This window comes from Brucella sp. NBRC 12950, assembly GCF_030268145.1.
In the GTDB taxonomy this organism is placed as follows: domain Bacteria; phylum Pseudomonadota; class Alphaproteobacteria; order Rhizobiales; family Rhizobiaceae; genus Brucella.
This window is the reverse complement of the sequence record NZ_BSQC01000013.1, coordinates 128919-144409: the sequence shown is the minus strand read 5'-3', so window position 1 is coordinate 144409 and position 15491 is coordinate 128919. Positions and strand designations below refer to the sequence as shown.

Sequence of the window (15491 nt, the reverse complement as noted above, 5' to 3'; positions counted from 1 at the left end):
GGATTGAGGCTGAAAACAGATGAAACCGGCAGCGCTAGGCATACCGGTTTCAAAAAAGGTGGTTCAAGATCAGTTTGCAGCCGGTGTATCGTCCGGTACAGGTGCTTCCGTCTGATCGCCTGTCTGGCCACTTGGCTGGCCGGTTGCAGGTGCCTGACCTTCCTGGCCTGGCTTAAACTGCTTGATGGCCGCTTCTGGGTCCGCAGGCAAAAGATCGATCAGCTGCTGGCCAAAGGAATCAAGCATTGGCTTGGATTTTGCGTTGCTCACCCATGCAGGTTGGCCGGTTGGCACCAGCCAGTTGAAGAACAACATCGCGACAACAACGAGAAGAACACCGCGTGCAGCGCCGAACAAGAAGCCGAGCGTCCGATCGAGTGCACCGATGCGACTGTCGATGATGAAATCAGCGATCTTCATGGTGATCAGCGAAACAACGATCAGAACCACGAGGAAAACCGCACCGGCGGCTGCAATCTTCGCGATTGTTTCGTTGTTGATATAGGGCTGGAGGTACGGCAGAACCGGCTTATAGAAAAGATACGCAGCGGCGGCGGCTGCGGCCCATGAGACCAGCGAAAGCACTTCACGCGAAAAACCACGGACCATCGCAAGAACGGCCGAAACCAGCGTTATTCCGAGTAGAATTCCATCAAGTAACGTAATCGGCATTCTGGCCTGTCCTTAATTTATACGCAGCGTGGCTTTTTCGCCTGCGGGGCAGTCAAACTTGGCTGAGCATAACAGCGGAAAGTTGACGAAACCTTCCGCTATTAAATCTCATTAAATTCAATGATCTGCAACCTTATGGTCGCAGATGAAACTTACTTCTTACCCGGTCCCGATGCAGCGATACGCGCAACAAGATCGGGTAGCGCCGTAGTTTCTACGAGGCCGAAGTTGCGGTCTTTCCAGAGTTCGCTGCTTCCGCCCGGCACTACTGATTGCCGGAAACCGAGCTTTTCGGCTTCCTTCAGTCTCTGTACTGCATGCGAAACCGCACGAACAGCACCAGAAAGGCTGATTTCGCCGAAATAAACGCTATCTGCGGGCAGGGCAATACCTGCAATGGATGAAACAAGCGCCGCAGCCACGGCAATATCCGCCGCTGGCTCACTGATGCGATAGCCACCCGCCACATTGAGATAGACATCATGCTGGCCAAAACGCACGCCGCAATGTGATTCGAGAACCGCCAAAATCATCGCGAGACGGCTTCCATCCCAGCCCACAACCGCACGGCGCGGTGTACCGAGCGAAGAGGGGGACACGAGTGCCTGTATCTCGACCAGAACCGGGCGCGTGCCTTCCATGCCTGCAAAAACAGCAGCTCCAGGCGACTTTTCGTTGCGCTCACCAAGGAACAGTTCAGAGGGATTGGAGACTTCGCGCAAGCCGCCATCCGACATCTCAAAAACGCCGATTTCATCGGTCGGGCCGAAACGGTTCTTGACCGTGCGTAGAATGCGGTACTGGTGTCCGCCTTCACCTTCAAAATAGAGAACGCCATCGACCATGTGTTCAACCACGCGCGGGCCGGCGATCTGCCCTTCTTTGGTGACGTGGCCAACGAGGACAACCGCAGCACCTGTCTGCTTCGCATAGCGGATCATTGCTTGAGCAGAGGAACGCACCTGCGTCACTGTACCGGGTGCGGAATCTGCCATGTCTGTCCAGAGCGTCTGGATTGAGTCAATTATAACGAGATCAGGTCGCTTGCCATCAGAAACGGTGGCAAGAATGTCTTCGACATTGGTTTCTGCAGCCAGTTCTACCGAAGAAGACGCAACGCCTAAACGTTGCGCACGCAGTCTTATCTGCGCGACGGCTTCTTCGCCGGATACATAGACGATTCGGTGCCCGCGATTGGCGAGAGCTGCCGCCGCTTGTGTCAACAGCGTTGACTTGCCGATGCCGGGATCGCCACCAATCAGGATAGCCGAGCCACGGACGAAGCCACCGCCAGTTACGCGATCAAGTTCGCTGATACCGGAAATGATGCGCGGCGCATCTTCGATTTCGCCAGACAAAGATGTGAGGGCAACGGCGCGGCCTTTGCGCTTTGAAAGCATGGAGCCAGGGCCGGAGCCAATGCCACTATTGGTGCCTTCTTCGACGAGTGTATTCCACTCGCCGCAGCCGTCGCACTTGCCAGCCCAGCGCGTATGAACCGCGCCGCAATTCTGGCAGATGAACTGAATGCGTGCTTTGGCCATCAAGCACGCTCTCTAAGATTAGAAAAACTATTCATATTGCTCCGGGATACAAGCAATTCCAGGAAAAGTGCTTAGCGGTTTTCCGTTCGGAATTGCGACCAAAAGGAACATTCGATTTATTCATACTGCTCCGGGATATAAGATCCCTCGGCCAAATCTGCAAATCGCGTGAACTCGGCCTGGAAGGCGAGTTTGACCGTACCCGTTGGTCCGTGACGCTGCTTGGCAACAATAACGTCAGCAGTACCTTTTACTTTTTCAAAGTGCTGTTTCCACTCTTCATACTTAGGGTCGAACTCATCGCGAGGCTCGAGGTTCTTAACGTAATATTCCTCACGGAACACGAAAAGTACCACGTCGGCGTCCTGCTCGATCGAACCCGATTCACGAAGATCGGAGAGCTGGGGGCGCTTGTCGTCACGGCTTTCCACCTGACGTGAAAGCTGTGATAGCGCGATGATGGGAACATTGAGTTCCTTACCAAGCGCTTTGAGACCCGTGGTAATTTCGGTGATTTCCTGCACGCGGTTCTGTGCGGAAGCTTTTGAGGAACCAGTCATCAGCTGAACGTAGTCGATGACCAGAACGTCGAGACCGCGCTGGCGCTTCAGGCGACGCGCACGCGCTGCCAGCTGCGCAATTGAGATACCACCGGTCTGATCGATATAAAGCGGGATCTTCTGCATATGCTGTGAGCAGGCGACCAGCTTTTCAAAATCCGATTCAGTAATATCACCGCGACGAATCTTCGAGGAAGACACTTCCGTTTGCTCAGAAATGATACGGGTCGCGAGCTGCTCTGCCGACATTTCGAGTGAGAAGAAGCCAACAACACCGCCATTGATTGCCTTCATCGTGCCGTCGGCCTGCTGCTCGGCTTCATAGGCATTGGCGATGTTGAAAGCGATGTTCGTAGCAAGCGAGGTCTTACCCATACCCGGACGACCTGCAAGAATGATCAAGTCGGAAGGCTGCAAACCACCCATTTTGCCATCAAGCGTATGAATGCCCGTGGACACACCAGAAAGGTGGCCGTCGCGCATGAAAGCGGCGTTCGCCATATCAACGGCGGTGGTAACGGCATCCTTGAACGCCTGAAAACCACCATCATAACGGCCCGTTTCTGCAAGTTCGAACAGACGGCGCTCGGCGTCTTCGATCTGTTCCTGCGGCGCATTATCAACCGGCGCGTCATAAGCGACGTTGACCATATCTTCGCCAATGCCAATCAAAGCGCGTCGCGTTGCAAGATCATAGATCGCACGGCCATAATCTTCGGCATTGATGATGGTCACGGCTTCGGTGGCGAGACGCGCGACATACTGGAATACAGTCAAATCACCGATCTTGCCCTCATTGGGCAAGAAAGTTTTCATGGTGACAGGATTAGCCATCTTGCCGACGCGGATAAGATCCGTGGAGATCTCGTAGATACGGCGATGCAAGGGCTCGAAGAAATGGGTCGGTTTCAGAAAGTCTGAAACGCGATAAAAGGCGTCGTTGTTGATGAGGATAGCGCCCAAAAGCGCCTGCTCTGCTTCAATGTTGTGGGGTGCTTCCCGATAAAGCGTCTCTTTTTGATCGCGCGCATCGTCAAGTTTGCGTACCGCCGCTTCCGCCATGATTCTCTAGTCCTGTCCCTGATCTCTCCAGCTAGCTCTGATGTGAAGCTAAACGCAACGCAGCCTCAAGGTGATTCCTGCTGGAAGTTACAAGCTATACCATGATTCACAGGCATCCACAGTTCACGGTTCAATCTTTTGCACCGGGACTTGACGTCTGTTGTGATGCAGAATGGCTGCTGCTACGAAACCCGAAACAAGCTCAGAGGGATTCTTTTATGCATTCTCGTTTCATACCGGCGTGGCTGGCGGCCATCGCTTCGTTGTCATTTCTGTCTTTTCCTGCGGCAGCTGCTGAACCGATCAAGGTTAAGGTCTTCATCGCTGCAATGTTCGAGATCGGCGAGAACAGCGGCGATCGCGCAGGTGAATTTCAAAACTGGTATGAGCGCTATTGGAAAGATGCCAAGCCTATCGAAGTGAAAGGCGCATTGAAGCCCGTCTATTGTAACGATGATGGTGTTTGCGGCGCAGTGCTTGGCATGGGCAAGGTGAACTCATCTGCCAGTATGCAGGCTATTCTTCTCGACCCGGCTTTTGACTTCTCGAAAAGCTATTACGTCCTGTCGGGTGTTGCCGGTACGCCACCTTCACGCGGTACGATTGGCGATGTGAGCTGGGCGACATGGCTTGTTGATTATGACCTTGGGCACCGCTGGGCCCCGGAAGAAGGCAAGGCAGGCGAGCCGGTCTTCATGCCGCGCAAAGGTTATGAAGACTATCGCGTCTTCAAGCTCAACCCTGATCTTGTCGCTGCCGCCATGCGTCTCGGCAAAGACGTGAAGCTTGAGGATTCGAAGGAAGCGCAGGCCTATCGGATGCGTTATCCGGACAAAGCTGCACAATCAGCACCGTCTTTGAAGGAAGGCACTCATATGACGGGTGATACTTTCTTTCATGGTCCGGGATTGTCGAAAGAAGCGCAATACATTGCAAAGCTTTACGGCGCTGACGACTATTTGATCACCGAAATGGAAGCTGCTTCGATCACCCTCGTCATCAAGCGCCAGTTCGGCACGGATCGTATTCTCAGCCTACGTGGGGCCGTGAACTTCGATCAGGGCAATCCAAACGAAACGACGTTGCAGCACCTTGATCCGGCGCCGGGCGAAACCGCCGGCGGGTTTGCCGAAACAGTCAAGAATATCTACCTCGTCGGCGCCCCGGTCGTCGATGAAATCACGACCCATTGGGATAAATGGGAAGCTGGTGTTCCTAAAGCTGAATAAGCATAAAGGGCTGTGTGAATGTTCACACAGCCCTTTTCTTTGTATGTCAGCACTATTGAGCTTTGGCCCTTTTTTTGGGTGCTTGTGTCTCGCTGTTGGCACCTTTTGGCGCGCTGTCGAGCCGCTTGAGTCGCTTTTCCTCAGCCTCAATGTAATTGCGTGTTAGCGGCACGGCTTCCTGCTTATGTGCAATCTGAATATGGAACACCATCATGTTCTGCCAACGGAATGCGCTCTCAGAAGCTGCGAGGTAAAATTCCCACATTCGGCAGAAACGTTCGTCGTAAAGAGCTTTGGCTTCCTCGCGTCGAGCCATAAACGCAAGACGCCATTCTTTAAGCGTTTCGGCATAATGAAGCCGCAAGATTTCAATGTCAGTGACATAAAGCCCTGCTTTCTCGATATGCGGCAACACCTCGGAGAGGGCAGGGATATAACCACCCGGGAAAATATACTTGCGGATGAATGGGTTGGTTGCGCCAGGGCCATCGGCGCGGCCAATAGCGTGAAGCAGGAAGACGCCGTCTTTTTTCAGCAAGCGCGCCGCATGTTGAAAATATTCAGCGAAATGTCCGACGCCGACATGCTCGAACATTCCTACTGAGACAAGCCGGTCGAACTGGTCATCGATATTGCGATAATCTGTCAGCTGAAACTTGGCGCGGTCCGCAAGATCTTCTTCGGCTGCGCGTTTGTTGGCGATAGCGTGCTGTTCTTCTGAAAGCGTGACACCGGTCACATTGGCTTTGAGATAACGGGCGAGATAAAGCCCCATGCCGCCCCAACCGCAGCCAATATCCAGAATTTTGTCGCCTTCATTGACGAGAAGTTTCGCTGCGATATGGCGCTTCTTCGCGAGTTGTGCCTCAGCGAGCGTCGTATTGGGTGTTTCAAAGTAAGCGCAGGAATATTGCTTGTCCGGATCAAGGAACAGATCGTAAAGCGCGCCTGAAAGGTCGTAATGGCTTTTCACATTGCTTGATGAGCGAGCCAGATTGTTCATCTGCTGGAAACGCCGAAACAGCACGCGGAATTTGCCAGCTGCCTTCATCCAAGGCTCGGTGGCGGCTATTGGTCCCGTGTTTTCGAAAACCACTTTCAACAATGTGTAAATATCGCCGTGGAGAAAATCAATTTCGCCATCCATGAAGCATTCGGCAAGCTTCAATTCAGGGTCGAGCGCTACGGCGCGTTCAGCATGTCGAGTATTAAAACGGATATGAACCGGCTCGCCGGTCTTGTCTCCATACTGATTGGCAGTCCCATCAGAATCGGTAACCGTGAGGTCCCCAGTTTTGATCATATGCGAAAGAACAGTACGCAGCATTCCATACATCGGCCCCATCTCCTTGTTGAGATTAGAGCAGGTGCAAACATCCATGCGATTGCATGGCAGGCGGCCCGTTGCCTTTATAAAAGCCGCGCTGTCATCAGATTTTCAGGCAATTCCCATTTGGTCAGTCAGTCTTTGGCCGGCCTCTGGCTTTTCGCCTGAGCAAACGCGGACGTTTCCGTCAGCACCCTCTCCAATCCAATACTAAAATGAAGAATAGGCACTTTTGCCGATCTGAAAAGAGAAAATGCCCGACGGAGACCGCCGGGCATGATCATATAAAGTTTACCACCATGGGAATGCCAGCCAAAGAGGCTGGCATTTCTCGGATGATAGACGGCTAAATTAAGCCTGGTCTTCTGCTTCTTCGTCTTCGTCGAAGATTTCTTCAGCAAGCGGAGCTTCTTCGATGCCGTAGATAGCTTCGATAGAGGTGAGGTCTTCACCCTTTGCCTGACGTTCAGCTTCTTCGGTCGAACGTGCGATGTTGACAGTAACGCTGACCTGAACTTCTGGATGCAGCGAAATCGAAACTTCGTGCAGGCCAATTGCCTTGATTGGCTGGTTCAGTTCAACCTGGTTGCGGTGCAGGTTGAAGCCGTTTGCAGTGATGATGTCAGCGATGTCGCGGGTCGAAACCGAACCGTAGAGCTGACCGGTTTCACCAGCCGAACGAACAACGATGAATGATTCGCCGTTGAGCTTTGCAGCAACTGCTTCAGCTTCGTTCTTGCGCTCAAGGTTCTGAGCTTCGAGCTGTGCGCGCTGGCCTTCAAACTTCTTCTTGTTGGCTTCGTTGGCACGAAGAGCCTTGCCCTGCGGCAGAAGGAAATTACGGGCAAAGCCGTCCTTGACCTTAACAGTGTCGCCCATCTGACCGAGGCGAGCGATGCGTTCCAGAAGAATAACGTCCATTTGAGTTTCCTTTCGAGTGTTTCAATATGTTTATTGGTTGTTGGCATCTGGCATTTTTGAGATCGGCGCACCGCGCGATGTATCGAAAAGACCAAAAACCATGAAGACAAAAAGCAAGAATGCGAAGAGGATAATCGCCACATAGACGAGCCACAGCACCACTGGGCGCCAGGCTTTTCCACGCGTGCGCATGTGGAATGTTGCAAGACCTGCAATCATGAAGCCGAAGCTCAATGCTCCAACAACTACCGTTGCAATCAGGCCAGCTCCACCCGGCAGAAACGCTACTGCGAGCGCTACCGCAAAAACGAGCAATGCTGGACGCGGCATACGCATGGTCGCGGGCCAGTCATCACGCGGACGGCGTAAACGGCCAGAAAGAGCTGTAAGGCGCAGAGCCAGATAGAGATTACCGACCAGAATGGCAAGGCAGGTTGCAGGCTGAACCGCAGGCAATGCTACCATCAGAAGAGCCGTAACGCTCTGGCGCATTTCATCGCTAGGTGTGAACTGTGGATCAGCCTCAGCCAGACGATCGATCAGCGTATTAGCCAGCTCGCGAGCCATATCCGGCCCGAAACCCAGAATGAAACCAATTATGATGAAGCTGACAGCAACCATCAGCGCGAGACGGAAAACAATGTCCGAAAGCGGATACCAGACCATGACGTCTTTAGGCCCGCCGAGTTCGGAAGCCGGACGTGCGAGGCCCGAAAGATACGCGCCTGTTGCAGCGGGCACATAGCTTGTTAGTGCCATCAGCACTGCTGCCATGGGGGCTGCAAACACGCCGATCGCAATGGTGGCGGCTGCAGCGGCAACAAGCCCTGCGCTCGAACCCCAACCAAGGGCGGCAACAAAAATTGGTAACGGCGTCAGGAAATACAGAACCACCGCCATGCCCGATTGAGCAATGACGCCAGACGACATCAATGCCGAGGCAAGCCCCGCCAATATGCCGACTCCAATGATGGTTCCGTTAAACTTCATAAACTCGCTGTCCTGCTCCGGCTATTCCGGTTCTGCAGTTAGAGACGGCACAAGGGCTTCGCCTCAACTTGGGTTTTAATTACACTCCGTTGCGCCCATCGCAGTGGAGGAAAATGGGAGGCGAAGTGTCGCCTCCCAAAAAGTCTTACTTCACAACGTATGGAAGCAGGCCGAGGAAACGAGCGCGCTTGATCGCCTTGGCGAGTTCACGCTGCTTCTTCTGGCTGACAGCCGTAATACGCGAAGGAACGATTTTGCCGCGTTCCGAAATGTAACGCTGCAGAAGCTTGATGTCCTTGTAGTCGATCTTCGGTGCGTTTGCGCCGGAGAAAGGGCACGTCTTACGACGACGATGGAAAGGACGACGGGTCGGGATCTGATTGATATCAACCATGATTATGCTCCTTCACCAGCTTCGTTGTCGCGTGGGCGACGTGGGCCGCGATCACCGCGATCGCCACGGTCGAAACCGCCTTCACGTGGACGACGTGGGCCGCGGTCATCACCATCGCGTTCACGACGATCGTCGCGGCGCGAAAGCATAGCCGACTGACCTTCTTCGTGTTCTTCAACGCGAACGGTCATGAAACGAAGAACGTCTTCGTTGATGCGCATCTGGCGTTCCATTTCAGCAACGGCTGCTGCCGGAGCTTCAATGTTTACGAGCGTGTAATACGCCTTGCGATTCTTCTTGATGCGGTAGGTGAGGGGACGAAGACCCCAGTTTTCAACCTTACCGACCTTGCCGCCATTAGCTTCGAGGACACCCTTGTACTGTTCGACGAGAGCGTCGACCTGCTGCTGGGAGATGTCCTGGCGGGCAAGAAGCACATGTTCATAAAGAGCCATTGGCTTTGCCTTTCTTCTGTTGCATCACGCTGGCACTAACGGCTAAGCCTCTGCGACTTCTCTTAGAACCGGAAAACCGGGAAGAAAGGACGCTTGGGTAAAGACAATCGAGAGCGGAGACACGGGAGGCAGAAGCACTTACGACTTCCACATGCATTCTCACTTTTAACGGTGAGGAAGACATGCTCCTCCGTTCAGCCCCCAGCTAATGCCAGCAACGAACGGGCGCCTATTACGTGTTTTTCCCCTGCTTTGCAAGCGTTGCGACTGGCAAAAATCCACAAATACTTGACTTTTCAACCCATGCTGGGGCACATCGCGTGAAATTGTTATATAAAAAGAGGCATTCATGGCGGTAGCATTTACCTTTCCCGGACAGGGCAGCCAGGCAGTTGGCATGGGCAAAGCCTTGGCGGAACAGTTCGCTGAAGCACGCGCTGTTTTCGAGGAAGTAGACGCAGCACTGGGCGAAAAGCTCTCCGCGACCATGTTTGAAGGTCCGGAAGATGTTCTGACGCTGACGGCCAATGCACAACCAGCTCTTATGGCTGTTTCGATTGCCACGCTGCGCGTCATGGAAGCGCGCGGCTTTTCGCTGAAGGACAAAGTCGCCTACGTTGCGGGCCATTCGCTTGGCGAATATTCGGCGCTGTGCGCAGCGGGCACTTTCTCGCTTGCAGATACTGCCCGCCTTTTGCGCATTCGCGGTAACGCCATGCAGAAGGCTGTTCCGGTCGGTGAAGGCGCAATGGCTGCCATTATCGGCCTCGAGCACAGCGATGTTGAAGCCATCTGTGCAGAAGCAAAGGCCTCCGGCTCGGTTCAGATAGCAAATGACAATGGAGGCGGTCAGCTCGTCATTTCTGGTTCAAAAGCGGCTGTTGAACTGGCGGCTTCGCTTGCTTCCGAAAAAGGTGCCAAGCGTGCGATCATGTTGCCCGTCTCCGCACCGTTCCATTCGACGCTGATGGCTCCTGCTGCGGAAGCTATGCGTGAAGCGCTGGCTCAGGTTGAGAAGCACAATCCGGTTGTGCCGCTGATTGCCAATGTGCGTGCGGCGCCTGTCACGGATGCCAATGAGATCGCTGATCTGCTGGTCGAGCAAGTCACGGGGCAGGTGCGTTGGCGGGAAACTGTTGAATGGTTTGCAGCCAATGGCGTAACCACGCTTTATGAAGTAGGTTCAGGCAAGGTTCTGACCGGTCTTGCGCGTCGCATCTCTAAAGATGTGATTGGCGTAACTGTTGGTTCGGCCGAAGAAATCGATGCAGCTCTTGCTGCGCTTAATGCATAAGAGGATCTGGAATGTTTGATCTGACTGGCCGCAAGGCTCTCGTAACCGGTGCGACCGGCGGTCTGGGCGAAGCGATTGCTCGCGCTCTTCATGCGCAGGGCGCAATCGTCGGCCTTCATGGTACGCGTGAAGAAAAGCTGAAAGAGCTCGCTGCTGAACTCGGTGATCGTACGTTCATTTTCCCGGCAAACCTGTCTGACCGCGAAGCCGTCAAGGCTCTTGGCCAGAAGGCGGAAGAAGAAATGGGCGGTATTGATATTCTCGTCAATAATGCCGGCATTACCCGTGATGGCCTGTTCGTACGCATGAGCGACGAAGATTGGGATGCGGTTCTCAATGTCAACCTGACCTCGGTGTTCAACCTGACGCGTGAGCTGACCCATCCGATGATGCGCCGCCGCAATGGCCGTATTATCAATATTACGTCGATTGTTGGCGTAACCGGTAATCCAGGTCAGGCAAACTATTGCGCGTCCAAAGCGGGCCTAATCGGCTTCTCAAAGTCGCTGGCCCAGGAAATTGCAAGCCGTAACGTTACAGTTAACTGTATTGCTCCGGGCTTCATCGAATCGGCGATGACCGACAAGCTGAACGAGAAGCAGAAGGAAGCAATCATGGGCAGCATCCCGATGAAGCGTATGGGCGCTGGTGGTGATATTGCTGCTGCGGTTGTTTACCTGGCAAGCGATGAAGCCGCATATGTGACTGGCCAGACACTGCACATCAATGGCGGTATGGCTATGATCTAAAAGCCCTTTACAGGCTTTGAGGTCACTATTTTACGGTATATAAAGGCTTAAAGTCGGACTGTGAAAACTAAAATGCGCTTTGCCTTGCTCAAGAAGCATGGTAATGCGCCCGACGAGAGTTTCGGCATTTCGGTTGCGAGATGTCGTTATCCTGTTCCGCAAGGAATATCCACAGGGTGACTGTCAGGCGAGTAAACTCGAAACTTGGCAGGCATCTTATAACTTGATTACAATCATGCATGCCGCTAACCAAGGCAGAGCAAACTAACAACAGGTCGAGGTTCCGACATGAGCGATACCGCAGAGCGCGTCAAGAAAATCGTTGTTGAGCATCTGGGTGTAGATGCCGACAAGGTCACCGAAGGCGCAAGCTTCATTGATGATCTTGGTGCAGACAGCCTCGACACCGTCGAGCTGGTCATGGCTTTCGAAGAAGAATTCGGCGTTGAAATTCCTGACGACGCTGCAGAAACGATCCTCACGGTCGGCGACGCTGTGAAGTTCATCGATAAGGCATCCGCCTAATCTGAGCTTTTGGGGCTGGGATTCTTGCAATCCCGGCCCTACTTGTCTTCTGCTTGGAGACACGAACGAACATAACCGGTTCTGGCCAAACACAGGCCACATGCGAAAAGCAATCCGGTAGCAAGATTGAGCATCGACCGTATGAGGCGCTATTCGCCTGCGGGATGTCTCCAACGAAGTTTATCAAATCTAAGGGGTGGATATGAGGCGTGTCGTCATCACCGGTCTTGGTCTGGTGTCTCCGCTTGCAAGCGGTGTCGAAGAGACCTGGAAGCGTCTTGTTGCCGGTGAAAGCGGTGCTCGCCGCATCACGGAATTTGAAGTTGACGATCTGGCCTGCCAGATTGCCTGCCGTATTCCGATCGGCGATGGCTCCAACGGCACATTCAACCCCGATCTCCATATGGAGCCCAAGGAACAGCGCAAAGTTGATCCGTTCATCGTCTATGCTGTTGGCGCAGCCGATCAGGCTCTGGACGATGCCAACTGGCATCCTGAAAGCGATGAAGATCAGGTACGCACTGGCGTTCTGATCGGCTCCGGTATCGGTGGCATCGAAGGCATCGTCGAAGCGGGCTACACGCTGCGTGATAAGGGTCCGCGTCGTATTTCGCCATTCTTCATTCCCGGCCGTTTGATCAATCTGGCTTCCGGCCATGTTTCGATCAAACATGGACTTCGCGGCCCGAACCACTCCGTGGTAACTGCCTGCGCAACCGGAACGCACGCCATTGGCGATGCTGCCCGTTTGATTGCCTTTGGCGATGCCGACGTCATGGTTGCCGGTGGTACGGAATCGCCGGTCAGCCGCATTTCGCTGGCAGGCTTCGCTGCTTGTAAGGCTCTGTCCACCAAGCGCAATGACGATCCAACCGCAGCTTCCCGTCCTTATGACAATGATCGCGACGGTTTCGTCATGGGTGAGGGTGCAGGCGTTGTGGTTCTTGAAGAGCTGGAACACGCTCTTGCGCGTGGCGCAAAGATCTACGCTGAAGTCATCGGCTACGGTTTGTCAGGTGATGCTTTCCATATCACCGCTCCGACTGAAAGCGGTGAAGGCGCAGAGCGCTGCATGGTTGCAGCTTTGAAGCGCGCTGAAATCACTCCGGACCAGATCGATTACATCAATGCGCATGGCACTTCGACCATGGCTGATACCATTGAGTTGGGTGCAGTCGAACGTGTTGTTGGCGATGCGGCCTCGAAGGTCTCCATGTCTTCGACAAAGTCGTCAATCGGGCATTTACTCGGCGCGGCTGGTGCAGCGGAAGCAATCTTCTCAACGCTTGCTATTCGCGACAATATCGCTCCGCCAACGCTTAATCTGGACAATCCAGCGGTTGAAACCAAGATCGATCTCGTTCCGCACAAAGCGCGCGAACGCAAAATCGATATCGCGTTGTCGAACTCTTTCGGTTTCGGCGGCACCAATGCTTCGTTGATTCTGCGTCGCTATTCCTGAGTGGTAGCCTAAGCAAAAGTCGATCTATTTAAAAACGCGGGGATTTCTCCGCGTTTTTGCCAAAATATAACCCGATGCGATGTTTAAACCTGCTTTTTGTGGTTAGTGTGCTTCACAAATATTTGGTTGATTTGTATGCCGTCTCGCGCGGGTCTCAGGACGAGGTGATGGAGTGAGTTCAGAAGAAAAGCCCGGAGCCAACCCTGCAGAGCAGCAGCCGCAAGGTGCTGTGGTGTCCGAACAGGCCGCAGCTAAGCCTTTCGTGCCGAAATCTGCTTCAGAGGCTCTGCGCCCTGAACCGGGTACGCCACCGCCGCGCAAGCGTTCGCGCCATGCACGAAGCCAGATCGTCGTCTTCATGAATTTCATGCTGTCACTGATCGTGCTGGTTTTGCTCGGTGCATCGGCCCTGTTTTACTTCGGCAAGCTACAATTTGACTCTCAAGGGCCTCTGACTGCTGAAACCACATTCCTTGTGAAGCGTGGCGCTGGCGTTTCAGAAGTTTCGAACAGCCTCGAAGGCCGTGAAATCGTCAGCGACGCACGTATCTTCCGCTACGGTATGCGTGCTTACGGCCATGAGAATGATCTCAAGGCTGGCGAATATGCGATCCCTGCTGGCTCGACCATGCGCGACGTGATGAATATTCTCATCAGTGGCAAGTCGATCATGTACCCGCTGACAATTCCGGAAGGCCTGACTGTCAAACAGGTGTTCGACCGTATCTCTGCCGATCCAATTTTGGTTGGCGATATGCCAAAGAACATGCCTCCCGAAGGTGGTCTATTCACCGACACGCTCAACTTCACACGCGGCTCGACACGCGAAGAAATCATTAATCGTATGATCGCTTCACAGCAGAAGTTGATTGACGATACTTGGGCGAAACGTCGCGCTGATCTGCCGGTCAAGGACAAGAATGAGTTCGTGACGCTTGCTTCTATCGTTGAGAAAGAAACAGGTATCGCATCGGAACGTCCGCATGTGGCTTCGGTTTTTGTGAACCGTCTCAACAAGGGTATGCGTATTCAGTCCGATCCGACTATCATTTACGGCCTCTTCGGTGGTGCTGGTAAGCCTTCTGATCGCCCGATCTTCAAATCAGATATCGAGAAGCCAACGCCATACAACACTTATGTAATCAATGGTCTTCCGCCGACACCAATTGCCAATCCGGGTCGCGCAGCACTTGAGGCTGTGGCCAATCCGCTTGATACTGAAGACCTTTATTTTGTGGCTGATGGTACTGGCGGGCATGTTTTTGCCAAGACCTTGGCCGAACACAATGCCAATGTGCGCAAATGGCGCGCGGTTGAGCAAGAAAAGAACCAGCTACAGCAGCAAAACACCGCCCAGTAATGGGCGGTTTTACTTCGCATGCTAGTTGTTGGTAAAGAAAGGTGCACATGGCGCTCCAGAGTATGACAGGGTTTGCGCGCCACGCGATACAGTATGGTGCAGCGGATAACGAAGCACGGATCGTGTGGGAAGTACGCTCGGTCAACGGCAAGGGCCTGGACCTGCGTTTGCGCTTGCCGCAAGGTCTGGAAGGTGCTGAGCACCCGGTTCGGTCACTTTTGGCGCGTTATTTTTCGCGCGGAAATTTTCAGGCAAGTCTGACAGTCGAACGTGCAGAAGCCCAGGCGGGTTTCACCATCAATCAAGCAATGCTTGATGAAGTTCTGAAACTTGGTGCGGAGCTGCAGGCCCGACACGGTCTTCAGCCAGCAAGCGTTGATGGCATTCTCTCGCTGCGTGGCATTATCGATCAGGCGCAAGTCAGCGAAGACGACAATTCACGCGCAGGGCTTGAAACAGCGGTAGTTGTGGCTTTTGAAGGCGCATTGAAATCCATTGCCGAAGCGCGCGCTCACGAAGGCCAATCGCTTTTCACGATCCTTTCCGGCCATGTCGATACGATTGAGCGTCTGACACTTGAAGCGCGGAACGATCCGTCGCGCAGTGTCGATGCTATCCGCACAAAGCTGGCCGGACAGGTCGCTCTACTCATGGAAACCGGACGCGATCTTGATGAAACGCGGCTTTATCAGGAAGCGGCCTTCCTTGCGACCAAGGCGGACATTCAGGAAGAGCTGGACCGGCTGGAAACCCATGTCGCTTCTGCCCGCAAGCTGCTTTCCGATGGCGGTCCGGCAGGGCGTAAGCTTGACTTTCTTTCACAGGAATTTAATCGCGAAGCCAATACGCTGTGTTCGAAGTCGAATGCAGCGTCGATCACCGCAATCGGCCTTGAGCTGAAAGCAGTCGTCGATCAGTTTCGCGAACAGGTACAGAATCTGGAGTAA

General features: G+C 53.7%; 15 protein-coding genes. 7 read left to right on the top strand and 8 right to left on the bottom strand.

All coding sequences use genetic code 11. From position 1 onward, the window contains the following. Positions 1–69: 69 nt before the first annotated feature. From QSJ70_RS20805 to QSJ70_RS20795, 3 genes are all read right to left on the bottom strand, one after another. Entirely contained in the window at positions 70–672 is a 603-nt protein-coding gene (locus QSJ70_RS20805; RefSeq protein WP_007873801.1) for a CvpA family protein, read from the bottom strand. A gap of 152 nt (positions 673–824) precedes the next feature. Then, the gene (gene radA, locus QSJ70_RS20800) at positions 825–2216 is read right to left on the bottom strand and encodes a DNA repair protein RadA (protein WP_007873802.1); all 1392 of its coding nucleotides are present in this window, start codon (positions 2214–2216) and stop codon (positions 825–827) included. A gap of 116 nt (positions 2217–2332) precedes the next feature. After that, complete coding sequence (locus QSJ70_RS20795; RefSeq protein ID WP_007873804.1) at positions 2333–3838, bottom strand: replicative DNA helicase; 1506 nt, start codon at positions 3836–3838, stop codon at positions 2333–2335. A 218-nt stretch (positions 3839–4056) separates the two neighbouring features. On the opposite strand from QSJ70_RS20795, the gene QSJ70_RS20790 reads away from it, so the two are divergent. Then, entirely contained in the window at positions 4057–5067 is a 1011-nt protein-coding gene (locus tag QSJ70_RS20790) for a purine-nucleoside phosphorylase (protein WP_285539239.1), read from the top strand. Between the two features lie 52 nt (positions 5068–5119). Here the strand turns inward: QSJ70_RS20790 and QSJ70_RS20785 are convergent, their stop codons facing one another. From QSJ70_RS20785 to rpsF, 5 genes are all read right to left on the bottom strand, one after another. Further along, positions 5120–6403 carry a cyclopropane fatty acid synthase gene (locus tag QSJ70_RS20785; RefSeq protein WP_231193816.1) on the bottom strand — a complete coding sequence of 428 codons (1284 nt, stop codon included), beginning with the start codon at positions 6401–6403 and terminating at the stop codon, positions 5120–5122. Positions 6404–6745: 342 nt separating this feature from the next. Beyond that, the gene (gene rplI, locus QSJ70_RS20780; protein WP_064320273.1) at positions 6746–7315 is read right to left on the bottom strand and encodes a 50S ribosomal protein L9; all 570 of its coding nucleotides are present in this window, start codon (positions 7313–7315) and stop codon (positions 6746–6748) included. Positions 7316–7345: 30 nt separating this feature from the next. Further along, positions 7346–8305: a DUF2232 domain-containing protein gene (locus QSJ70_RS20775; protein WP_007873814.1), complete on the bottom strand. Its 960-nt coding sequence runs from the start codon at positions 8303–8305 to the stop codon at positions 7346–7348. Between the two features lie 145 nt (positions 8306–8450). Then, positions 8451–8699, bottom strand: a complete 249-nt coding sequence (rpsR, locus tag QSJ70_RS20770; protein WP_006466219.1) for a 30S ribosomal protein S18 — start codon at positions 8697–8699, stop codon at positions 8451–8453. A gap of 2 nt (positions 8700–8701) precedes the next feature. Further along, entirely contained in the window at positions 8702–9154 is a 453-nt protein-coding gene (gene rpsF, locus QSJ70_RS20765; protein WP_007873819.1) for a 30S ribosomal protein S6, read from the bottom strand. Positions 9155–9503: 349 nt separating this feature from the next. Between rpsF and fabD the strand changes: the two genes are divergently transcribed. The 6 genes from fabD (at position 9504) to QSJ70_RS20735 (ending at position 15491) form a co-directional block, all read left to right on the top strand. After that, positions 9504–10448 (top strand): ACP S-malonyltransferase, encoded by a 945-nt coding sequence (fabD, locus tag QSJ70_RS20760; RefSeq protein ID WP_285539228.1) that lies wholly within the window; start codon positions 9504–9506, stop codon positions 10446–10448. Positions 10449–10459: 11 nt separating this feature from the next. Next, the gene (gene fabG / locus QSJ70_RS20755) at positions 10460–11197 is read left to right on the top strand and encodes a 3-oxoacyl-[acyl-carrier-protein] reductase (RefSeq protein WP_007873823.1); all 738 of its coding nucleotides are present in this window, start codon (positions 10460–10462) and stop codon (positions 11195–11197) included. Positions 11198–11485: 288 nt separating this feature from the next. Beyond that, the gene (locus QSJ70_RS20750; protein WP_002963616.1) at positions 11486–11722 is read left to right on the top strand and encodes an acyl carrier protein; all 237 of its coding nucleotides are present in this window, start codon (positions 11486–11488) and stop codon (positions 11720–11722) included. A 202-nt stretch (positions 11723–11924) separates the two neighbouring features. After that, positions 11925–13184: a beta-ketoacyl-ACP synthase II gene (gene fabF / locus QSJ70_RS20745; RefSeq protein WP_064320276.1), complete on the top strand. Its 1260-nt coding sequence runs from the start codon at positions 11925–11927 to the stop codon at positions 13182–13184. Positions 13185–13356: 172 nt separating this feature from the next. Further along, positions 13357–14544 carry an endolytic transglycosylase MltG gene (gene mltG, locus QSJ70_RS20740; RefSeq protein WP_007873999.1) on the top strand — a complete coding sequence of 396 codons (1188 nt, stop codon included), beginning with the start codon at positions 13357–13359 and terminating at the stop codon, positions 14542–14544. Positions 14545–14591: 47 nt separating this feature from the next. Beyond that, positions 14592–15491 (top strand): YicC/YloC family endoribonuclease, encoded by a 900-nt coding sequence (locus QSJ70_RS20735; protein WP_215776076.1) that lies wholly within the window; start codon positions 14592–14594, stop codon positions 15489–15491.